The 24,232-nt window shown below is 49.8% G+C and carries 10 protein-coding genes; all 10 read left to right on the top strand.

Features of this window, described 5'->3' with window-relative positions:
- The first annotated feature begins 1 nt into the window (after position 1).
- The 10 genes from ACIGG6_RS08170 to ACIGG6_RS08125 all read left to right on the top strand — a co-directional run bounded on the left by ACIGG6_RS08170 (position 2) and on the right by ACIGG6_RS08125 (position 24,225).
- Positions 2–1,831, top strand: coding sequence for an AAA family ATPase (locus tag ACIGG6_RS08170; RefSeq protein WP_399843802.1), 1,830 nt, complete (start codon positions 2–4; stop codon positions 1,829–1,831).
- Positions 1,832–2,410: 579 nt separating this feature from the next.
- Positions 2,411–3,082, top strand: a complete 672-nt coding sequence (locus ACIGG6_RS08165) for a vWA domain-containing protein (RefSeq protein WP_311959834.1) — start codon at positions 2,411–2,413, stop codon at positions 3,080–3,082.
- Entirely contained in the window at positions 3,082–3,777 is a 696-nt protein-coding gene (locus ACIGG6_RS08160) for a PP2C family serine/threonine-protein phosphatase (protein ID WP_399843800.1), read from the top strand. Before ACIGG6_RS08165 ends, ACIGG6_RS08160 begins: the two co-directional genes overlap by 1 nt.
- 4 nt (positions 3,778–3,781) lie before the next feature.
- The gene (locus ACIGG6_RS08155; RefSeq protein ID WP_399843798.1) at positions 3,782–5,182 is read left to right on the top strand and encodes a protein kinase domain-containing protein; all 1,401 of its coding nucleotides are present in this window, start codon (positions 3,782–3,784) and stop codon (positions 5,180–5,182) included.
- A 6-nt stretch (positions 5,183–5,188) separates the two neighbouring features.
- Positions 5,189–8,584, top strand: coding sequence for a DEAD/DEAH box helicase (locus ACIGG6_RS08150; RefSeq protein ID WP_399843797.1), 3,396 nt, complete (start codon positions 5,189–5,191; stop codon positions 8,582–8,584).
- On the top strand, positions 8,568–10,058 hold the full coding sequence (locus tag ACIGG6_RS08145) for a hypothetical protein (protein WP_399843795.1): 1,491 nt from the start codon (positions 8,568–8,570) through the stop codon (positions 10,056–10,058). Before ACIGG6_RS08150 ends, ACIGG6_RS08145 begins: the two co-directional genes overlap by 17 nt.
- Entirely contained in the window at positions 10,058–12,517 is a 2,460-nt protein-coding gene (locus ACIGG6_RS08140; RefSeq protein WP_399843793.1) for an AAA family ATPase, read from the top strand. Before ACIGG6_RS08145 ends, ACIGG6_RS08140 begins: the two co-directional genes overlap by 1 nt.
- Positions 12,517–14,358 carry a hypothetical protein gene (locus ACIGG6_RS08135; RefSeq protein WP_399843791.1) on the top strand — a complete coding sequence of 614 codons (1,842 nt, stop codon included), beginning with the start codon at positions 12,517–12,519 and terminating at the stop codon, positions 14,356–14,358. Before ACIGG6_RS08140 ends, ACIGG6_RS08135 begins: the two co-directional genes overlap by 1 nt.
- A gap of 319 nt (positions 14,359–14,677) precedes the next feature.
- Positions 14,678–18,013, top strand: coding sequence for an STY4851/ECs_5259 family protein (locus ACIGG6_RS08130; protein WP_399843790.1), 3,336 nt, complete (start codon positions 14,678–14,680; stop codon positions 18,011–18,013).
- Entirely contained in the window at positions 18,010–24,225 is a 6,216-nt protein-coding gene (locus tag ACIGG6_RS08125; protein WP_399843788.1) for a DEAD/DEAH box helicase, read from the top strand. Before ACIGG6_RS08130 ends, ACIGG6_RS08125 begins: the two co-directional genes overlap by 4 nt.
- The last annotated feature ends 7 nt before the right edge of the window (positions 24,226–24,232 follow it).

Below are 24,232 nucleotides of genomic sequence, written 5' to 3'. Positions count from 1 at the left end.
CATGCGCTTAAAATCCGTTAAATTGACAAATTTTCGCGGTTATCAAGGACCAACCGTGGTGCCGATCGATGAGGCTATGACCGGTATTGTTGGCCGAAATGACTACGGTAAGTCGACTGTTCTTGAAGCGCTGGCGATTTTCTTTGAAGCCGATGGGGCAAAAGCCGACAAAAATGATATGAACTGCTTCCGGCTGGAGGCAGGAGAAACGCACTTCGAGATTGTTTGTGAATTCGATGAACTTCCAGCGCACCTGATTCTTGATGAGAACGTTGAAACCACATTGGCCGATGAGCTGCTTCTGAATGCAGACGGTTGTCTTGAAATCGTTAAAAGCTTCAAGGCAACAACCTCTGGGAAGCCTGATAAAACTTTCATCCGTTGTCTGCACCCGGAAGGTGAAGGATTGAATAATCTGCTTGGGCTGAAAATGGCAGATCTGAAGAAGCTGGGGAAAGAGCTGGGTGTTGAAGGCGATGTAGCGGATCAACGTGTTGCGTCTCTTTGGCGTGAGGCCGTTCGAAAAAGCGCAGAACCACTGACGCTTACTGAAACGCTCCTGGATGTGGATAAGGGGCTTTCGACTGAGGGGAAGTCGGTCTGGGGAAAAATCCAGGATCAACTACCAACCTTTGCGTTGTTCAAGGCAGACCGTGAAAGCAGTGATGGAGATGCAGAAGCCAAGAATCCGCTCCAGCAAGCGGTAAAAGAAGCCCAAGCCGCTTTGCAGCAGCAGATTGCGGACTTGGAGGAAAAGATTGAAGCTAGCGTGTTGGATGTGGCTAATCGAACACTGGATAAACTGGGGGAAATGGCCCCAGAGCTCGCAAATGAACTCACGCCAAGGTTCAAAGACAAGCCCAAGTGGACCTTCAACTTCACCCTGGATGGTGAAAATGGCATCCCGATAAACAAGCGCGGTAGCGGTGTTCGCCGCCTGATTCTATTGAACTTTTTCCGTGCCGAGGCAGAGAAAGCAGTGGCAGGTTCGGCAAAAAAGGTCATCTACGCCATCGAAGAGCCAGAAACATCCCAGCATCCCAATTATCAAATCATGTTGATGAAAGCTCTTTTGGCGCTGGCAAACCAGGAGAATCGACAGATTCTGGTTACCACGCATGTGCCTGCTTTGGCAGGACTGATTCCTACTGAGGGCATTCGTTATGTCACTAAGGACTCAGACGGCGTGCCACTAGTGAAAATGCCTGATGAGTCAGTTCTGAAGGAGGCAGCTGATAGCCTCGGAGTGCTGCCTGAGATGGGGATGGAGCGAGCCAATGGCGTCGTGCTCGTCGAAGGGAAATCCGATGTGACGTTCTTACGACATACTACCAAGGCGTTGAAGGAGGCTGGCCATACGTCTAGCGATTTGGATGAAGCGGGCATTGTTCCGCTTCAGACCGGGGGTAGCGGCAACGTCAAGCATTGGGTAACGCACAAGTTGGCGGATGACCTCGGGCTACCGTGGTGTGTTTTCCTGGACTCAGATATTGGTGGGGATCCTGCTCAGGTTAAATCTATCCAGAAACGTAAGGCTGAGGTTGAGGCCCAAGGCCGTGCGTTCTACTCGACGAGAAAGAGAGAAATTGAGAATTATCTCTGCCCAGAACTGATTAAAGCCGAGACACAAGCCGAAGTCGCATACACGGATACCTGCGACGCGAAAAAGATCATAGGCAAGGCTGTTGGAATGAAACCCGACGATGTCATTGAACGCTTTTGGCCAAGTATGAGTGCAGAGAAGATTATCGAATGCTCAAAGTACGAAGATGGTACTGAGCGAATAGAGTTGGTTGAACTGGCGGAAAACATCATTGCGCTGGTCGAATAGGGGTTGTTGAGGCAATGATGCGTTTACCGATTAGTTACAACGGAAACTCAATTGTCGAATTTGCAAGCCTGACTGTTCACGGTTGCGCAGCTTTTGGCGGCTATGGTTTCGCGGTTGATAAAAGACAACTGGGACGGAGAAAGCCTGTATTTCAGTTGGTCATGTGTGATTGACCCTTTGGGAACGGATGAGTGTGCTGCCAAGGCCGGTCAAAAAGGAGACTGGAACGGTGAACTCTATGTCAGCCTCGGTACCTCTCCAAGTGGTCATAGCTGGTGGTAGGCGTTGGTACATCAAAACGTTGTCCATGCTGAAACCAGGTGATCGTGTTTGGGTAAATATCCCCGGTACAGGTTTACGTTAGTGTGGCAGAGGTCATACGTATGAGTATTAATGACTGTTAGTAAATGTGATGATAAGAAAAATTACTTATGCGTAAATAACTCTACTTTTTGTTCCTCTGCCTTCTGTGCATGTTTTTCACAGCCAATTGAAATATATAGAATTTTAATTCTTGGCATGCTTATCGCTATATGGTTGGAAGCAATTCAAGTGAAGGTTTTTCAAGGAGATTTATAGATGTCAGAACTAAAAAAATTCCAGGTACAAAACGCTCGTCCTCTGCCTGTTATCGTGTTGGCGGATACTAGTGGGAGCATGTCGGTGGACGGAAAAATTGAGGCATTGAATCGAGGCTTGAAAGATATGGTCGCGAGCTTTGCGAGTGAGAGCCGTCTGCGAGCCGAGATAGAGATATCTGTCATAGCATTTGGTGGTGATAGCGCTGAAATGATTTTACCGCTCACCCCTGCTCATCAAATAGGGGGGATTGCCCAACTTGAAGCAACTGGTATGACACCGCTTGGTGGTGCTCTTAAGATCGCCAATGAGTTAATTGAAGATAAAGAGAGCATACCGTCACGAGCTTATAAACCAGTTGTGATTCTCGTCTCTGATGGTTATCCGAATGATGATTGGCAAGGGCCATTTCAGCGCTTTGTGAATGGTGAGCGTACTGCCAAGGCAACTCGGTTTGCTATGGCGATTGGTTCGGATGCGGACGAATCCATGCTGGGTGATTTTGCGAATGACCCGGAAGCACCGTTATTCCGTGCGGAGAATGCTCGTGATATTCATCGGTTTTTCCGGGCAGTCACCATGAGTGTCAGCGCACGCAGTCAGTCGGCTAAGCCAAACCAGTCAGTACCTCTGCAAATTCCAGCTGCTGATGACGAAGACTGGGAGTTCTGATGATGCTAGTAGCTGCTGGTGCTTCGGTAAAGGGGCCAGCCCATGAACAGGATGGTTCTCCAAATCAGGATGCTGTTTCCGTACATGGGTGTGGCCGAGGTCGCTTTATTGCAGTGGCCGATGGCTTGGGAAGCCGGTGTTTAAGCCATATTGGCTCGCGTCGGGCGGTCGAACTGGCTCGTGAGCTTATGCTCGACCGAAGCAACCCTGTATGCAGTGCAGATGCCCCAGTGCGGCTCAGTCAGCGTTGGCGAGAAGCATTTTTTGGTGGTTATAACGACTATGAAACCACCTGCCTCTGGGCATGGGTTGACGGTCGTGGGCAGGGCCTGGTTGGGCAGGCTGGAGATGGCCTGGCCCTCATACGAAGCCAAGGCAGATTCCGGATATTAACAGCCCAGAAAGATGGGTTCGGCAATCAGACCACAACGCTCGCCCAGGCCGATGTAAAAGGAGCGGCCAGTTCTGACGTCATGCTGAGCTTACCAGGCGACGGTGTGCTGCTAATGACAGATGGAATCTCTGATGATCTCATTCCAGAGCAGCTAGAACCCTTTTTCAACGCGATTTATCGGCGCCAGCAGCGCAGCAACAAGCGGCGAATGAGGCGCTGGCTCGAGAGCGAGTTACAGCAATGGTCCACACCACGCCATGGTGACGACAAAACCATCGCAAGCATTTTCAGAATGGATTGAGCACATGAGTACAGCAGCCAAACAAAAAGCGCCTCGCGTTGTTCAGGATACTAAGGGAGCTAGTTATCAGCTTGTTCAGAAGATGAGTCAGGGCGGGCAGGGTGTCGTCTATCGAACTAGTCATCCTCAGGTCCTGGTCAAAGGCTTCACGAATAAAGATGATCAGGCGATAGGGCGCTGGCGTCGGCAAATCGAGTGGCTGGTGCGCCAGGACTTTGGCGGGCTAAAACTCGCCAAGCCTTTGATTATGCTAGCTCCGCCTCGAAATGGTTACGTTATGGAGCTTATGGATGGCTTGGTCCCACTGCAGAGCCTTCTTGATAGCTTCATTGAGGCTGGAGATGAGTCTTCTGAAGACTACCTCAAGCAGGGCGGGCTTCGCAGACGTGTGCGTATTCTTTGCCAGCTGGCGAGAACACTAAATCAGCTGCACTCAAAAGGTATGCTTTACGGCGACCTCTCGCCGTCCAATATCTTTGTCTCTGATGAACCTAAATATGCTGAAACCTGGCTGATCGACTGTGACAATATCAGCCTTGAATCACACAGTGGTATTACCCTGTATACGGTTGATTACGGTGCTCCTGAGGTTGTGCGGGGTGACTCACTGCTTTCAAGCCTCACTGACTGCTGGAGCTTCGCAGTCATTGCCTACCAATTATTGACTCACAATCACCCGTTTAAAGGCGACTTGATTAATGATGGTGAGCCAGAAGAAGAAGAGGCCGCCTTGCGTGGCGAGTACTCCTGGATTAACCATTCCGAAGATTTCGACAACGAGTGCACTGGCAATCTGCCTATACAGTTCATCGAACATAGCCGCCTGCCCGAGCTATTTCGGCGTTGCTTTGAGGATGGGCTTGCGAATCCTGGAGAACGTCCCTTGATGGCGGAGTGGTTAGAAGCTTTGAGTGAATGTGATGAGCGAATGGTGAGTTGCCGAGGCTGCGGTGGTCATAACCTTTTACCCGCTAATTTTCATAAGGGGTTTGGGGCGGAGTGTTTCTTCTGTCCGTCGGTTATTGATGAAAGTTTAGTGTTGTTTGAGGAATTTATTGTCCCAAAGCCTGAAAAAGGCGCTGTTCCGGGATTGGATGACTGGATACCCACTGGCCGGAAGGTTGTCCTGCAATCTGGTGATAAACGCGAGCTTAAACGCCTGATGCCAACATTCAGCTATGACCGTTGGCCTGAAGATCATTTGAAAATTGAATATTCGGAGCACGGGCTTGGGATTCACCCTTTACCTGAAGGGATATTAAACCTACAGCGGCAAAGTAAAACCAAGCTATTGGACCGTTACCAGGGGCTTAAAGAAGAACTACGTGGTAAACACGATGCTCCCTACTGGATCCATGTCGGCGAGATGGATGAACAACATATTGTTTGGCAGTTCAGGTGGTGATGGTTCATGAATTTTAAAGATTTTCCTCTTTTTTCAGAAGATCTGCTCACGTTAACTAGCAAAGAAGACATGAGCCGTTTTCGACCTGGACACAAAGTTCAGTTGCAGCCATACAGCGATAACTGGATGGCGGTTCAGGGAGATGCACGTGTAATTGTTAATTGCAACCCAGTTGATCGGATTCTGTTTGAACGACTTGCTCAGCGAGATCAAGTGCAATGGTTGTTAACGACAACGCGTAAAGGGCAATTATTAGTTCAGTATTGCTCTCCAGTAGAAGTCACACCAATGGATCTGGAACTTGGACTTGATGAGCTAATCGTTGAAGACCTGTATAGCAAGCGAGAGATTGGTGGCAACAATATTGAGCTCGCATGTCGTTGGTTTGAATCCCAGTTTGTGGTGGATGCGGAAGGCGAGTACTGGCTTACCATTGCGAAGTTTTCGAACCGAACTGCTAAAGGTGGTTTTCAGCTGTTGGGAAAAGGTTGGCGAGCAGATGTTGAGCGCAGAGATGAAGGTGCTTTACTTATTAAGAGAGTAACTCGCCACAAGGGGAATGACAGTGCGTTCTCTTTGCTGACGGGAGATTTTACATTCGTGGATGCATCCGTTGCGGCTGTTCTGAGCAGCGGTTCTCAGCAAGCGATTCTAGATGCGACATTGCGCGACAACGAAAGCTATTTAGAGTTATGGAATTTATACAATGACAAGGAGTGGCAGAACGCTCTGAAACAGGCGGAGACATTGCGGTCCCTGCGATTTGTAGACTGGGAGACCTTTGAAGATGGGCGAGAGAACGCTTGGCGCCTGATTCCGCGGACACCCGATGATTATCGAGAGTTTCGTGATCGTTGGACGGGCCTTGATCTGTCATCGAACACCCAAGTAGATATTGGTATTAACCCACCAGACTGGATGGAAGAGTTGACAACAGATGAGAGCGAAAGTGCTTCTGCGAACACGCCGCGAGGTACGATCGTTTTCAAATCTGATCACGTGATTTTCAAGCCAGCCTCCAATCGGAAATCTGTTCGGCCTCGGGAGAAAGAGGGCTGGTTATACCTGTCATTGGCGGGGCACCGCACCGCAGGTAAGCGTCGGCTTGCAGCCAAGCAATCCATTGATTCCGGAAAGCGTTTGCCTCAATTGAAATGGCTCTTGGAGGGTGTCGCTGTTCCAGCTGCTCGCAGAAGGCGAATTGATGGGCTCACACCCTACGCCAAAGAGACATTTAAGGGTGGAAAGCCGACAGAGAAGCAGATCCAGGCTTTGGATGCTGCGCTGAATACCCCTGATTTGGCAATCGTTATTGGCCCTCCTGGTACCGGTAAAACTCAGGTGATTGCTGCCTTGCAAAGGCGTCTGGCAGAGGAATCCCAGGATCAGAATCTCTCAGGACAGGTTTTGATAAGCAGCTTTCAGCATGATGCTGTTGATAACGCTTTGGACCGAAGTGATGTCTTAGGGCTGCCCGCCACCAGGATTGGGGGGAAGCGTGGTTCTGGTGACGACGAAGCTTTGATTGTCCCTTGGTTGGAGAGGCAAACGAGCTATCTCCAGGAGAAAGTTGCAACGGAGTACGAAAAGTATCCTGAGCTTAAAAAGCTCAAAGAAATATCTGAGACCATGGCCTTCATCCGCGTGGCTGGGTATGAGCCTTATCGCCTTGCTGAGGAGCTTGAGAAAATTCTGGCTGGGGTGAAGGCACTGGAGGCCCACGGACTAATCATTCCCCCCAGTATAGAAGCGCAATTGGGAGATTATATAAATGAATTATACAGGAGTCATCAAAGTACACAGAACAAGGTAGAGCGGAGCCACTCTGTGCTACGTAAAATCAGGGCTCTGAGGGAGACTGAAACGTCGTTTTTGGACGATGGTCCAGACCGAGCCTGGGATTTGTTGAGCTGGTTAAAACGAAATGCTCCACGAGCTGACGGAGAACTTCTCTCATTTCTGGAGCAGATTGCTGATACAGAGCAGGTGGATCAGTCAGGCTTGAAGCAACTGGTTGGTTGGAAGAATCGGCTATTGGATCTTTACTTGCCGGACTATCGTCCTCCAGAGCTGAGATTCCGAATCAATGGTAAAGGATTGGAGTTGCTGAATGATTTAGAGAGGCTTATTGAGAGTAAGGTCCAGAAGCGTAAGCAAGGTGTTGCCTGGGTGCTTGAGCAGCTCTCGGATAGTCTCAACTTTGACCGACAGGCGGCTCAATCCGTTGTTGATGAGTATTCTATGGTGGTCGGTGCCACCTGCCAGCAGTCTGCTGGCCAGCAAATGGCTAATCTAAAAGCAGTGGCTGGGTTTGATAGTTCTGAAATAGAGTTTGAAACGGTGGTAGTAGATGAGGCCGCACGTGCTAACCCGTTGGACTTGTTTGTTCCGATGGCGATGGCCAAGCGGCGTATTGTTTTGGTGGGCGATGATCGTCAGTTACCACATATGCTCGAGCCTAACATAGAAGGGCAGTTGCAGGAGGAACATGACCTTACGGAACAGCAACTTGCAGCATTTCGATCAAGTTTGTTTGAGCGACTGAGAGTCAAGCTTCAGGATCTTGAACGGCAGGACACTATACGGCGAGTTGTGATGCTCGATACCCAGTTTCGTATGCATCCTGTTCTGGGGGATTTCGTGAGCAAATATTTTTACGAGGCGGCAGGGCTTGGAAAGTTGCAGTCTGGCCGTAGTGCGGAGGATTTTGCTTTTTCGGAAATGTTCCTGAGTGGCATGCAAGAGCTGCGTCAGCATTATCAGGGGCATGTTTGCCAGTGGATTAATGTTCCACTGGCAGAAGGCAACGCTGTCAAGAGAGGAACCAGTCGCGTTAGGGAAGTAGAGGCTGAGCATGTCGTGACAGAAGTTCGGCGGGTAATGGAGGCCGGAGGAGAGTCCGTTTCTGTTGGTGTTATTACGTTCTATGCCGCTCAGCGGGATTTCATCATGGAAAAAATGGCGCAAACGAAAATTAACGGAAAACCTCTGATGGTTAAGCAAGAGAGCGGGTACGAACCTCACGATGACTTCAAGTGGACGAAGAAACAGAACGCAGATGGCTCTTACAGTCAGGAAGAGCGGCTGAGGGTGGGATCAGTGGATGCCTTTCAGGGGAAAGAGTTTGATGTGGTGCTATTGTCCTGCGTTAGAACCTACCAACCAACGCAGCTTGCAAAGATTCAGTGGGATGATGACGCTGCCAGGGAAGAACAACTGAACCGTCAGTTTGGATTTTTACGGTTACCAAATCGAATGAACGTGGCAATGAGCCGTCAGCGACAAATGTTGGTTTGCGTTGGTGATGCCAACCTCGCTACTAATCCTGTTGCCAAAGAAGCTGTTCCCGCGCTGGCCGCCCTCTACGAGCTTTGCGGAGGTGATCATGGCAGCCTTCGTTGAGACGGGGACCTACCTAAAATTCAGTGACCGACCCAGGTCAAAATCAAGGCCGGTTCTTTGGCCGGTCTTGGTTCATCGTGTTCTTTATCCTGAGCCCAGACAGCCCGAGTTGAACTTGTTTCAGCGAGCGGTTCTGGGGTTAGTCAGGGCCAAGCGCGTCAAACAGGATGATATTGCTGCTTTGACCGGCTTACACCCTGAACTGATCGCTCTGATCGTTGCACAAGGGGTCAGTAATGGTTGGCTAACCTCTGACGCAAATGGCCTGACTGAAAAAGGACATAGGTTGCTGGATGATGAAGAAGACGAGTCGACGAGCCTCAAGGCTGGTTTCCTCATTCAGGATGCGATAACCGGCTATTTCTGGCCACGAATGGTGACCAAGCTTGAACAGATTGAGCCTGTGGATCCGCAAGCCAAGTTTCCGGAGTTTTCTGCCAATAGGCGGACAGGTCATATTTTCCGGCCTTATCTAGCTAGAGCCAAGAAGCAAAGTCTTCCTGACTTGGACAACGAGCTACTGGCCCGAGCCTACCGTGACTATCGGAAAGATTATCGAGCAAGTCAGCAACTAGGGGGAGAGCATTCATCATCTGAGTTTTTTCGTTTGCAAGGCGTACAGCGTCTGGATGCTTCTCCTGAGGCTGCTAGGATCGTTGTTTGGGTGACGGGTGATGACGAAGGAGATGAACTCTGGTCGGTCAAGGATCCACTCGGGCTTAGGGCGGGCGCATGGTGGCTTGAGGAGCCTGTCAAACAGTTGCTGGGCTCTGACACAAAACTTCGGAGTTTCTTAGCACCGCTGATTGGTATTCCTGATGCAGGGACGCTGACAAATGATGAGTGGCTGAGAGAGCTTCAAAAGAGAACCGAGCTGGATATTTTGATTGAGTTCCCTTGGATAGAGGCTCAGCCTGATATCAGGCGGTATTTCGCAAGGTTATTGAAGTGGAGACGCAAAATTGAATCGGGTTCGACTTGGGATTCTGACTTGGAGGCCGCCCTGGGGGACTGTCAGAAGCTCCTAGAGGTTGTTATGCAGTGGATGATCAAAATGTATCCGGCAAATGTTGGGCAGATACCTCCAGCTAAAAAACTGGATTGGAAGTTGAATGAGCGGCTGCTTGGTGCACTTGGTATTCCATCTTTTACTGAAGATGTCGTTCGAACACTGGCGCGGCAGGATTTGCGCCAGGTTATACGTGCATGCCAGAACCCTTCAAGCTCTCTCAAAGCACTGCTTTTCGCGGCGGGAATGGGGACGCTCACTGACGATCAGCACCCGCTAAAAGTTTTGCAGGATGAGAACTTACAAATAGTGCAGTTGTTAAATCTGGCAGACCTTCGCAACCAAAGTAGCCATGGCCAAAGTAAATTTAAAAAAGGCAAGGTCGAAAAGATCACTCAGGATGTCGTGTTAGAACACATTGAGTATGCACTGAGTTTCACGGAATGTTTTAAGGACTGGATGTAATGGCTAAAAAGAACGGAAACAAGCGTAATCCCTCACAGGTGGCACCGGGAGCTCCGGCCGCAATTTCTCGTCAGGCCGCGTCACTGGAAAAACTTGGGCCAATCTGGTCAGCTTCGTTTGAGAATGCATCAAAAATTTATCAAGCCACTGGTTCAAACATTGATATTGACGTTGATAAAGAGTCGGTCGATAAGGTCCTTGATTCGCTTCGGAAGATTGAAGAGTCAGCCACTGTAGCGCGATGGATTGAGCGATTCGCAGAGGTGTGCAAAGAGCTCAGCAAGTATCAGGACAAGCTTAATGAGGAATATCTCCAACGCTGGGATCAGGCCAGTAAGCTCGGTGAAGAAAATGATGCCGAAAACAAACGACTGCAAGACGAAGCTGAACGCATCGAAGCGGACAGGGCTGCCTTGGAGCAACGAATCAATGATGTAGACAATGTGGCGCTTGAGCTAGCCAACAAGAAAAATGAGTTGCTGATCATGGAACGGTCCCTCAGGCAGAGAGAGGCGAACGCTGAGGCAGGGTTTGCAGAGGAGAATGAGAAATCACTCAGGCAATTGGAAGAGCAGCAGCGGCAACTGACGATCCAGAGAGAGTCTGATATTGAGGATTTTCAGAATCGGAAGAAAGCTTTAGCGGAAGAAATCAGGCAGGCCGAGCGGCAGCTAAATGAAATCAAGCATAGTTGCTCTGAGGCAGAAGCCGAACGAATCAAGTTGCTCGATGAGAAAGAGGATGAACTCCGACAAGAGAAGGCAAGGCTCAGTCGTGACAGAACCAGGCTAAATCGAGAGTGGTCAGAACTAAAAACAGAGCAAACCGAGCTAGAAGAGCGTGTAACTGAGGAAATGGAAGCCGAGCGCAGTGGATTTGCTCTTGAGTTGGCAAAGGTATCCGGACAAAGGGAAAAGGCTTGGGAAAAAGCTCAGGAGCTACAGGAGCGGTTGTATGAGCTTCAGGAGTTGGGTGCCGCGCTGGGCAACCGTTCTCCAGTAGAACTACTTGAGACTTTAGAGAAATTGACGGCTGAAAATCGCGATCTAAAAAGACAGTTGGAAGTCTCAGACACATCTGAGTTGCAGCGAGACAACCAAACTTTACGAGACAAAGTCTCAGACCTGGAGCGAGACATTGCTGCTCTGCGCCCGGAACTGGACGAGGCGCGCAGGGAGTTGAGTGTGAAGCGCGTAGCTGCAACGGAGCTTGAGGCTATCGCTCGCGAAAAGCGGGTTCTCGAATCTCACAAAAACACGCTGGCGGTCCACATTGACGATCTTGAAACCCGTATTGATCAGTTGACCAATGCGCAAAAGGCTAAAACAGCGTTCCCGGCGATGTCGATCATGGACACTGACAAAGCATTCCAGGCCAGCATCGAGCTTGAGCATGTCCCAAATTTGAAGTTCTTTGCAGAAGAACTTCAGCACCGTATTGCCCGAGCTGAAAAGAATGTGGAGCTATTCTATCCGATTGAGGATATCAGGCTGCTTCTCGGTGGTTTGGCTATGAGTCAGTTACACGTGTTCCAAGGAATTAGTGGCACGGGTAAAACGAGCCTTGCGAAGGCCTTTGCAAAGGCCATGGGAGGGTTCTGTCAGGACATAGCCGTGCAGGCAGGCTGGAGAGATCGCGATGATTTGCTGGGTCATTTCAACGCCTTTGAGCGCCGTTTCTACGAAAAGGACTGCTTGCAAGCTCTATACAAGGCACAGACCCCTCGCTGGCAAGACTCTTGTAATGTGATCCTGCTTGATGAGATGAACCTCTCTCGACCAGAGCAATATTTCGCAGAATTCTTGTCCGCTCTTGAAAAAAATAATCCGGCCGAGCGACTAATCAGCCTTTCTGAAACAGCGTTGCCCGGGGCACCAAGGATGCTAATGGATGGTCGTCAGATTCTTGTTCCAAATAACGTTTGGTTTATCGGTACGGCAAACCATGACGAGACGACGAATGAGTTGGCAGACAAGACGTATGACCGCTCTCATGTGATGACGCTACCAAAGCAGGAACACAGTTTTGAGATAAGGGATTACCAGCCTGCGAGCTACTCCTTTAGATCGTTACAAACCGCTTTTGATAACGCCTGTAAAGAGCATGCATCGTCTGTCAAAAATTTGCTCGGTAAGCTGACCGGTAATGAGTTTACAAGACAGCTTGAAAATGACTTTGGCCTGGGTTGGGGTAACCGCTTTGAGAAGCAGGCGCTTCGGTTTGTCCCAGTGATGATGGCATCAGGCGCCACTAGAGGAGAGGCCTTGGATCACCTGCTCGCAAGCAGAATAATGCGGCAGGGTAAGGTGACTGGTCGATTTGATGTAAGTGCAGACTCTGTCCGCAAACTCATGGATTCTTTGGAAGCGTTCTGGAACTACTCGAGCCTAGAAAGCGTTCCAGTGACCTCACTTGAGCTCTTAGAGAAAGATATCAAGCGCAAGGAAGGTGGTTTTTGATGTGGGTGGATCGGCTGACAGGGCAGCGTATTGGGCATTTGCCCGAAGTTATTGAATCTGGTCGTTATCTAGCCGAGATAGTGACCAGTGATCAATCCACTGTGAACCTGGGAGCGAGCGGGCTATTAGTCGATGATGGGAGCGAAATTGCTCTGGTTGATGGCCAGCGAAAATCTATCAGGCTACCGGACAAGGCTCTAGCCCAGAAGGTGGAGTTATTCGAGCGTATCCTAGAGACAATTGACTCAAGCATTGAGGACGAGATTGAGCTGGTATCTCCGTTGATGCCCGAAGGTGTGGTTGATAATGATAGCCATTTGAACTCATTTGACTCGAAACTGCTCACTATCATCGAGGCAGGGCACCTTCATCAAATATCGATGAGACCAAGACTGGATCTGCATTATGAAGAGGAGGTTACCGATGTTGCGAGGGCGAAGAAATTAGCCAGGGGAGCCTTAGTTCATCTGGCCTCGCATTCTGAATGCTGGCAACGTCAGACCTTGACCGGAGTGATACCCAAGAGAGTGAAAGCCCGGTTCAGCGATGACGATTTTAATATTTACGAGAACCGTGTGTATGCAAGATTGCTCGACAAGATAGATCAGTATTTGAGTAAACGAGTCGGCACGCTCAGGCAAATTCAGTCGGCGGTAAGTGAGGCGTTAGAGTTTTACGGAACTAATGATCGGCATCATCGCCTGACAGAAGAAATATGCAGGCTTTGGGGAAAAGCCTTTACGCAGGATTCAACCAGCAAAGCGTCCGAACAGCTCTCGAAGACGCTTGACAAGCTTGAGAATGCACTTGGAATAATTCGAGGTCTTAAGCAGAGAGGCCTTTACCTGCTGGTGAGTCGCTCCGCACAGATTGGAGATGGACTCCACCTTACAAACATTCTGAGTCATGATCAGCACTATCGCCATTTGCCTATCCTTTGGAACGAATTGAGAAATATCGTCGGTGGCAAAAGGATAACGCCTGATGAAAGAAGAGAGCGAAATGAGGGACTAAATCGAGCTTACTCAAAGTATGCAGGGCTTGTACTTCGCCATGCTTTGACTCCTTATCTCGGAGTAAAGCTTTCATCAACTTGGGCAGGATTTAATCTTGAGCTTAAGCAGGTAGGATTCAATTGGCAGCTTCTCGTATCAACAGCTGATACACTCAGTGAAGAGCGAGTTTTGCTTGAGGTTGTTCCTTGGATGGGGTTTGTGGGCCGTCCAGTTGATTTCTATTCCTTGCAAAATGAGAAGCAGAATTATCAACCATTACGAATGTTAGCCTGGCCCAACCTGTGTGAAGATAGTTTGCATTCTAACCAAGCTGTTGCTGAGGGTGCCTGGGTGCTACTTTCGCCATTTGATTTGTACGGTGTAGAGAGGTTTGGTTATTTAGTTGATAAACTTTTGCAGAGAGAGCTGGTTTCAGATTATGGACGAGCGCTTATCAAGATTCCTGCTAAGACAATTGGGGTAGCTGCTCAATTGTCAGGGCTAGAGGTGAGTGCAGAAAAACATGAAATAAAAGTTCTTGATGCGCTAGCACCTGCCGATTTTGCAAAGATCGAGCGTTCTTTGGTTAATGAAAATGCTCTTGAACAAGCCTGGAAGTTTAAAAAGCGGCATGAAGAAATAATGGAATTACAGAAATGTCCTATATGCTCAGGGTTTGTCAAGCTAAAGTGTCAGAAGTCTACTGGATTTAGTATAGATTGCAATAACTGCAAAACACAAAGGTATTTGCGTACTAAAGGCAAGGGTCAAGAATATGAGCAAATTCTTTCTGGGAATACCGAGTTTAAGAAAGTTGGAAGGAGAAGTTTTATATTTGAAATATAGAGCAGTGACGTAGCTGCTTGAACCCAACTGCTGATCAGGTTATGAATTATTGATCAGGTTGATAGTGGTCTAGCTTACCCTGTGTTTTTGGCTGGCAATGAAGGTAATGACCTTAGTACCAAGCATGTCGGTGGCGGTTTGGCGATACCTAGGCGTTGGTTAGCAACACAGTTATTCATGTGAACGCAGTCTTTTTAAACTTAAGTCGCATCTTGATCAATCATATTTTACTATTGATTCAGGTATCCATGGAGGCTGGATTCGGTTAGGCTAAAGGTAAATTAAGTTTTAAATGGCAGTGGTAATACAGGGAGGTAGCATGGTGAGTGCGTATACCCGTTCGGATGATGACTTAAGGACTTCGCTACGGAATTGGGTTTACGGCTACCTGAGCAGAAGGGGCTTGAGAGCCCCTAGTGGTTGGCCTCTTTACAGCTATGCGACGAAAGAGAGTGAACTGAATTTTCTTGCTGCTTTACTTGTCACTAATTCGAAAGAGCGCCATAGCCCCATCTATAAGATCTACTGGGCAGCCGGGTATTGTCTTTTCATAGCGGATAAGTATCGCCGAGATTATCAAGCGAGCTGGTCCTGGCAAGCCTTTGATAATGAATTGGGTGTTCACCTGCAGCCCAATGAGCATATCGAGTTGGTTAAGCTCGGACTGGGTTATTGGGATCGGCCTATTCGCTATCGTACTCATGGTGCTGACTATCTTGGTTCTCTCTTTGCTGAAGGAGGTTTGCCGTGGCGGCTGTTGCAGAATGAGCAACATGGGTTTGGCCGTGCCATTAAGGCGGTGCTTCATCGTTACCATGAATACAAACGGGATGGTCGAGATCTTGTTCAGGTGATCTGTGAATACAGCCATTATTTCCCCCAGTCTTTTCAGAACGATGAAAAGTATCAATTGCTCGCCAGTATTGCAGAAACCTTGATGCGGCTTGCTGAACAACATGGACTTAACCAACAGGATGACCCTGCCGCCTTTTTGAATCTCCACGAGCCCAAGTGGCGGGAGGAATTTCCACTACCATTGGAAGAAGAAAACGGCGAGGCCTTAGTTAACGAGTGGCTCGTAGATGCAGGAGCGCGACTCGAAGAACGTAAGCGAGCTCGTGAAGTAGCTCGTGCGTTTACCTGTGAGCATTGGCTTGATGGTCCCATGGCATCGGCTACCTTGGAGGCCAGGGTATGGTTAAGTACTTCTCTCCAGATAGACTTGGATGGGCGTCATATCAGCACCAGTCGCGTAGAGCTGGCCATTTATGAAGGTGAGCGCTTAGCCCAAAAACTAGGTGTTTCTTATGGGCGGATTGAAAATAATAGGCTGACGATCAAATTGCCTCTGGAGGTTGCTACTCTGCGACGACAGTCACCGGAAAAGTCACTTTTTCTCGTGACGTCTTGTGCAGGCGAACGACTGGATACATTAGCTATCCAGTCCAGTGAGGTCGACTGGTATCAACTGCCGGCTGTCTTTGTAGAGGAAGAAAGCGGTTTTCGCTTGGCAGGTCTGGCTTCTGTGCAATGTCAGGCCGCTGAGGTTCTTTTGCGGGCTCCTGAGGGAATGCAGGCCCTAGATGTTGAACGTCTGCTCACGGATGACAGTGGCGGTCACTGGTATCGCCTTGATAAGCGCTATGTGTTGATGGAAGCCGAGGCTCGTTATGTCATTGAGCCGGGGCAAGCGCCTAATGTAGCGCGGCTTGAAATACAGGGCTTGATATCTCCCTACAGCACCTTGCCGACAGTCACCTGGCGGGGTTGGCCACGTTGTTTGTTGATTGATGCACAGGATGTAGGACATTCCCCCAAAGCGTTTCGCGTGAACGGTTGTCTGGTGAACAGTCTGGAGACATTAACCAGCGTAGGATGCTTTAAGGTTGATGTCCTCGGCGAAGATCAGCGCCTGGTGGCTCGGCGTAAGCTAGGTATTTTGCCAAGAGATTTTTCACTCACTGCTATGCCTGCTTCTTCCCGGGCGCTGGCACGTATCGTTATTCGTAGTGTGAAAGCGCTGGATGTTTGCGTGCTTAATACGGGGGTCCGCGCCGAGATATACAAAGAGGGTAGCGAGACAAAGGTTCAGCTAGACTCAGGTGGTCAAACGTCGCAGATACAGTTGGAAATACGCGAGGAAGGTACCAACGTAGAGGGTGTTGTGCTGCGTTTACCTTATCCTAAGCAAGGCGCTCAACTGATAGCAGCAGATGGGCAGGCGTTTGTAGGTACGGGTCTGACGTTGGATGACATACTGGGCATGACGTTAATATTGACGCCACCGCCGGACGTGCCTCGTACTTTTTTTGTCTCTCTTGAGTTGATGGGGCAACACCGTCCACTGATTAAACAGTATCGTTATCATGCCCAGCATAAGGTAGTACAGATTAGCCTGTATTCACTCTACGATGACATTCTTTCACTATTGAGCTGCAGCGCCGATCAGGATGCGACCATTCGCTGCCGGGTAGAAACGTCTCAATTACACAAGCAGTTCTATATTTACCGTTACCAGGCATCTATTAGGTTCACCAACGAACACTGTGAGTTTTTTGAGTTAGTAAATCATGGCGCTCAGCCCTTAATGCATCGCTCAGAAGGAACCATAGTGAAGGCGATGCAGCTTGCCAATCCAGAAAGCACACCTGTGGTGATACCACCGCAAATATCCAACGGGGTGGTTACTGGTTTTTATACCGTGCCTGAGGCGTTACACAAAGAAGGCCCCTGGCTCTTATACCCAGCGGAGGGAGCTTCGGTTACGTTTCGGCCGGCCATATATATGCCTGACCCTCTTGCTTGCCAGCTCGATGAACAGACCTCCATCAGCACCTTGAATGCAGCGGCTCGTTACTATCATCCTCAGTACTACCCTATGGCTTTTGACGGGGTGCTCAATGAGATGGCAGTACGGTTTTTCCATCCGAGTTGGCTTTATCTGGCTGAGATGAAGACACAATATCCGCATCTACCGCTATCTTCCCTTGAAAGCTGGAAACACCTGGTACAGGTCCCTAATGCCCTGGCACTGGCGGTATTCCGGCTCGAAATAACGCCCGTTTTTGCTGATCGGCTGACCCATGAGCTGGCGGTAATCTGGGAAAAAATCACGGTAGTGCAGTGGCAATCCGCCGTGGAGCTTTATGTGGAAGCTATGATGCAGGAGTTTGGTCTTCCCCAGGCATTGATGTGCAATAAGGCGCACGAACGTATGTCATTGCTCTCTGAGCAGGTGCCAGTGTTTAACAGCTTTTCAGACGTACTATGCGATGCTACTCGGGCTTTGCCTGGAGCACCGCCCTTGCAGGCCATCTTGCCTGTTTGGCTAAATGAGCTACGTGCCCGTCAGGATGATGTGCTATGGCCGACTAATCTGACTAACCCGCTAAGTGGCTGGCTTCAGGAGCAAGAGGGGTATGCCTGGCTGACCGAGCTTGAAGTACCTGGTTATATGAGTTCAGTGTGTTTTATGCCACTTTTTGCGGCTTTTCTGACAGCTGGTGAAGCGCGTCTGAATGATTTGCCAGTTGATGAAGCTGAATTGCGCTTTGGCTTTCGAGTGTTATCTGATTTTGACAGAAATGCATGGTATGAGCCGGTTTATTCGGCAACGTTATCCAATTTGCTTCACGCTAAAGTGAGAAAGGTATGAGTGTTAACTTCAAAGAGTTAATAAACCAGTCGCTGAATCGTTCACGTGAAGCCACACTCTCCATTCTGGGCGTCAATGACGCTGGTCTCAGAACCCATCTCGCCGAGCAGATGCATGATCGTATGGGCGAGGAAGGCTGTTTTCTGGCACCGCCAGTGTTTGAACATACCTTTGGCTGGCAGCCAGGCGATGTCACCCTGGCTGATTTGCAGGGAAGACTACTGGCTGAATCGGTAGTGAGTGCCCTGACAGCGGACACTGGGCACGGGTTTGATGCGGATATGAGTCCCTACCAACACCAGCTGGCAAGCTGGCAGACGCTGTTGGCCGATAAACCTATGTCAGCGGTGATCACGACTGGCACTGGATCAGGCAAAACGGAATGTTTTATGGTGCCCATCCTACAGGATCTGGTGAGTGAATATGAAAATAGTGGTACCCCCTTGGTAGGTGTAAGGGCACTGTTTCTTTATCCGTTAAACGCCTTGATCAATTCGCAGCGTGAGCGCCTCAATGCCTGGACGTCGCCTTTTCAGGATGGCGTTCGTTTCTGCCTGTATAACGGTAATACCAAAGAAACTATTGCACAGCGACATCAAAACCAGCGCCCCAATGAAGTGTTATCGCGTCAACAGCTGCGGCGGCAGCCACCCCCCATTTTGATGACCAATGCCACCATGCTGGAATACATGCTAGTACGACAGGTGGATGATCCGATTTTACAAATATCGCGTGAACAGCAGTCGTTACGCTGGATTGTGCTAGATGAGGCACACACTTATATAGGTTCGCAGGCAGCTGAATTATCACTGCTGCTGCGGCGGGTAGTAGAAGCCTTTGGCAAGAAAGCCAGTGACATACGCTTTGTAGCGACCTCAGCGACCATTGCAGGTGAAAATGCAGTGCAAAGGCTGCAGTCATACCTGGCATCGCTGGCCGGCGTGCCAGATGAGCAGGTGGTTGTGATTGGCGGTTCACGCCAGGTGCCCGTTGAGAAGCCTCAGGCACCGACGAATCTTAGCTTTAAAGAAATTTGCCAAATTGAGCCGGGTAAGTCGGTATCCGCTGGACGCTATGCAGCCCTGGTCAATCATCCTCTAGCCTACCGCATACGTCAAACAGTGGTGAACAATGAAAAGCCTCTGGATCTGAATGAACTGGTTGAGACCGTTCAGGCGATGATGGAGAGCGGCCAAACAGCCGCATGTCAGCAGGAAATGTTGCAATGGCTTGACCTGATGGCGGGTACTTCGCCTACAGAAGATGCGCCACCTTTTCTCAAACTGCGCTGCCACCTGCACCAGCGCATGTTACATGGGCTGTGGAGCTGTATTGATCCAGGGTGCGAGGCAAAATCAGAGCATCTCAAGCAATGGCCGTTTGGCAAGGTATACGTTACCCAGCGAACCCGCTGTGAATGCTCGGCGCCAGTTTATGAATTGGCGTTCTGCAATGAGTGTAAAACTCCGCACCTAGTGGCTGAAGATACCGGCGGCATACTGAAGCAAGCAAGCCCCTATGCAGGCGATGAGTTTTCTCTTCAGGATGACAAGGATGAGGAGGCGCCAGAGCAGGAAGGTACCCAATACAGTCACCAACAAGCGGTCATCCTAGCGGCTGCGTCAGCCGATGGTTATGAACCCATACCGCTGGATCTTGAATCTGCCGAGCTTGGTGTGTTGAACGGGTTGTCAGTGATAACGGTCACTCTGTCCGCAGAAGCAGGCTCAGCATGCGTCCAGTGTGGCGACGCTGGGCGGCGGCCAGGGGGGTTTCTGAGGAAATGCCATCTGGGCGCACCTTTTTATGTCAGCAATGCGGTACCTACTGTGTTGGAATTCTGCCCTGACCCAGAAGGTGTGGTACCGGAAAGTCTTCCAGGACGAGGCCGCAAGCTGATCACTTTTACCGATAGCCGCCAAGGAACAGCACGCATGGCGGTGCGTATGCAGCAGGAGGCGGAAAGGTCGCGGCTCAGAGGGTTAGTGTTTGAAGTGCTGCGTAATCGGCAGGCTGTTGAAAATATGAATGCTCCGGTTTTGCCTGATAAATCTGTTGAAGAGTTATTACGAGAAGCAGCGCAGCTTGAAAGTATGGGTATGGGGGACTTTGCTCAGCAGAGGCGAGACCAGGCTAAGGCGATGGAACAGCCTTTTGTAGGAAGGCCTCAGATACGGTTGGGCTGGCATGAGATGGTCAATGAGCTGGCAGCGGCCAATGATATCAGGCACTCGATTCTGGACTATAACCGCTATGCTAACCCTGAGTTCTTTGGTGGCAGCAATAACAGCCTGACATTGGCCGGTTTGCTGCTCCTGAGAGAGTTTGCTCGCAGACCAAAAAATCAGAACAGCAGCGAAACTTTGGCGCTGGTTCAGGTGGGGTATCAGGGACTGGATCAGGTTCAGGCGGTACCGCGTCACTGGGCGGAAACCCAGGCGCCCAAGGTAGGCAATTCCTATGAGAAAGAGGCGCTTTCTCTGCAGGATTGGAAAGATTTTCTCAAGACGGCGTTGGATTTCTATGTTCGGGAAAACACGTACTTTGCCATTAATGATAATGAACGCCAGTGGTTAGGGGCAAGGTTTGCTTCCAAGCAGCTGGTGCCACCCAACCTGGATTACCATGATACACAGCGCGTTAAATCGTGGCCGCAGTTCAAACCGGGCAGATCGCCCTCGCGCCTGATAAAACTATTGTTGCAAGGTTCTGCCCTTGACCGCGATTCTCCTATCAGCCGAGATAAAGTGAATGAGTGGCTAAAGGCGGCGTGGTCAGAGTTGACGCGTTTACAAATTCTACAAAGTCAGGGCGGCGGCTATACTCTTAACCGAAATATCATTACCTTTGCCTTGCCTCAAAAGGCCTGGGTGTGCCCTATTAGTTATCGGTTGCTGGATACTACCTTCAGAGGGATCACGCCCTATATTCCCAGAAAAGCAGAGCGGGTACAGCTTGAGTGCCAACCCGTCAGCCTACCTAATTTTACGTCGTTAGCACCTCAAGGAGAAATTGAAGGGGCCTTATTGGCCATCCGAGAAAAGGTTGCTCGTAATGATGCGATTCAGCAGCTGCGCCTGCAGAATCTCTGGAGCAATATTTCTGATCGCACCGTCGAAGGCGGTTTTTATTACCGCACGGCAGAGCACTCTGCCCAGCAGTCAGCAGAACGCCTGCAAACCTACGAAGGTTTATTCCATAGCGGCAAGATCAATGTTCTGAACTGCTCGACCACTATGGAGATGGGCGTCGATATTGGCGGAATCTCAGCAGTAGTAATGAATAATGTGCCACCTCATCCGGCCAACTACCTTCAGCGAGCAGGCCGCGCAGGCCGTCGCAGCGAGCCCAGGGCTATTGCCTACACCTTGTGCAAGGCTGATCCGCACAATACACGCGTTTTCAACAATCCAAAGTGGGCATTTAATACAGCTATTCCTGCACCGGTGATCACGCTAAATGCACAGCCTCTAGTTCAGCGTCATGTTAACTCGTATCTGCTGGCGGCCTTTCTGAAAACCTATTCACCAGTGGAAGGTGATCGTACCCGGCTGACCGTTCAGTGGTTTTTCAATGCTGAAGAAGGCATGGTCGACCGATTTATTGACTGGTTGGGCAGTGATGCCAGCGCCTTTGAGCAAGGTGTCAAAAGCATTGTAAAGCGTACATCCCTAGAATTGATTAGCTTTGGGACTCTGCTCAACTATACGGAAGAGGCCATTCGCCCAATAGCTGACAACTGGCAGTCAGAATACCAGCAGATCAATCAGCGACTTAATACGGCGTCTGACGAGCGCTATAAGCGGGCGCTAGAGCGTGAAAAAGCACGTCATGAAGGCGAGTATCTGCTCAAGGAATTGGCCACTAAAGCCTTTCTGCCTGGGTATGGATTCCCGACCAATGTGGTGGCACTGAATACGCACAATGTTGAGGATTCCAGGAATAGACATCAGCCTCAACATGATCAAGCTGATCGGGAAGATAATATTTTTACCTATAAAGAGCAGCCATCCCGCGGGCTGGATATTGCGGTCAGGGAATATGCGCCCGGCGCCCAGATTGTTATTGATGGCCGTGTCTATCGTTCAGCAGGCATTAAAATGCAGTCCTATCAAGAAGGATCTGCTGGCAGCCACCAAAAGTTTGATGTTAGTTGGCAATGCGTGAACTGTGGCATGCCAGGTTACCAGGCTTATGCATACTCTCACTCGGATGATTTGCACTGCTCGCAATGTGAAGCAACCATTCCGAATACGCAGGTCAAGAGAGTACTTCGGCCTATGGGGTTTGTCACCGATTTCTATGAGCCGACCACCAATGATGTATCGACCCAGAAATTCATACCGGTAGAGCGACCTTTGGTGTATGTAGATGGTGCCGTAATTGCATTGCCTGACCCTGCTTGCGGCTATGTGCGTTTCGGTGAGGACGGGCAGATTGTGGTGCGTTCCGGCGGTGAGAATGGCAACGGCTTTGCAGTATGTATGTGTTGCGGGCGAGCGGAGTCAATGACGTCGCAGGGTGAGCTGCCTGCTGGGATGCAGCCTGATCAGCACCACCGTCCTGTTGGTGGTGCTGTTGGTAGTAAACCTAAACAAGAATGTCCTGGTGAAGCGATCTTGCCTGATATTCACCTGGGCTATCAAGCAAGAACGCATGTGGTGGAGTGGGTGCTGAAAAAACCGCTAACAGGAGCCTGGATTCCTGATAATGAACAAGGACGTATCATTGCCATGACGCTGGCAGTTGCGCTTCGCGATGCGGTAGCCGATCAATTAGGCATAGCCAGCAGTGAAATGGGGTTTGGTGTTCGACTTGATCGCAGCCTGGAAACAGGCGAAAAACGCTATATTGTTCAGGTTTACGATAACGTGTCTGGTGGCGCGGGCTTTGTACTGGCAGCCCTGGACAAGATGACAGACCTGCTAAAAACGGCGTTTGCAAAGCTTATATGTTCGGCAGATTGTGAAACCGTATGTTCATCATGCCTTGCCAGCAAGGATAGCCGTGTGGAATTCGAGCATCTAAACCGGCGGCTGGCCATTAAGTGGCTGGAGGAAGGGCAGTTCAACCAACACCTTGTATTGCCCGAGCGGTTTAGTGTGCTGGACGGAGCAAGCTACTGGCCTTATGACCCTCTTCGCTTTGTGCGCCATTGGATCAACCGTTCAGCCAACGAAGTTTCTGTACGATTAGCAGGTGACTCGGAACATTGGGACCTGGGGGCACCCGAGTTTCGCCGTCAGTTGATGGCTTGGAAGGTGGTTGACGATTGTCAGGTCAATATTGTGCTTGAAACGCAGGATCTGCCCGCTGTTATCAAGGAAGAGCTGGCGCTATTGGCTCGTTTCGGTATTCGAGTGTTACAGCACGCCGGGGCTAATCATATTGGCAGTGTTACAGCCCTAGTTCAGCTAACCACTCAAGAGGGTGGAGTGGTGACCCTGTTTACGGATAGTCAGCTAGCAGTTATTCCTGGTGCAAACTGGCTGGAAGCGCATGATGCAAGTACCTGGGTGGCGTCAGAGCAGTTGCCTGCCTGGAAGTGTTCATTAGTTAATACTGATGACTGGCTGGGTATATATGATAGCGCCACTGTGCTTGAAGTGACCAAGGAACTTAACGGTCCTATTGCCAAATTACCTCAACGCTGCAAAGCACTGCTGATGGAAAAAGCACCTGGCTTTATGACACGACTGCAAAGTGAGAAAGTGGTTTCTATCCATTATGAAGACCGTTATCTACGATCACCCTGGACGGTTATGCTGCTGGTGGGCTTCATGCAGATTATTCCGAGTGAAGCTGTCAGTGCTGTCAGTGTTGATATCGTCGCGGCTCCTGATAACGGTAAAGGCTCGCGTTTGTGGGATAACTGGACTTGTCAGCAAGGTATGCATCAGGTGCTAACGCAGTGGCTGTCGGCCATTCTGGGAGCTGAAACAGAGGTTAATATCAGTAACTCGCTGGCAGAGGTCAGCCATCGACGTGTCCTAACTCTGACCCTTGAATCGGGTAAACAACTGAAGTTGGCTTTTGATCAGGGTATGGGGTACTGGCAGTGTCATAGTACGGTGCATGGCTTAAAACGTTTTGATTTCTCCCTGCCGGTGGAAGGCCAGGTCAAGCAAATGCTGGAAAGCTGGAAGCATGTCTCGCTACTGAACTCTGGCGAATGGCCAACAGATATCGCACTGTATGAGTCGACTTCCTAGATATTAC

The sequence above is a fragment of the Vreelandella lionensis genome (genome assembly GCF_044543515.1).
Classification (GTDB): domain Bacteria; phylum Pseudomonadota; class Gammaproteobacteria; order Pseudomonadales; family Halomonadaceae; genus Vreelandella; species Vreelandella lionensis.
This window is presented reverse-complemented; position numbering and strand designations above follow the sequence as displayed.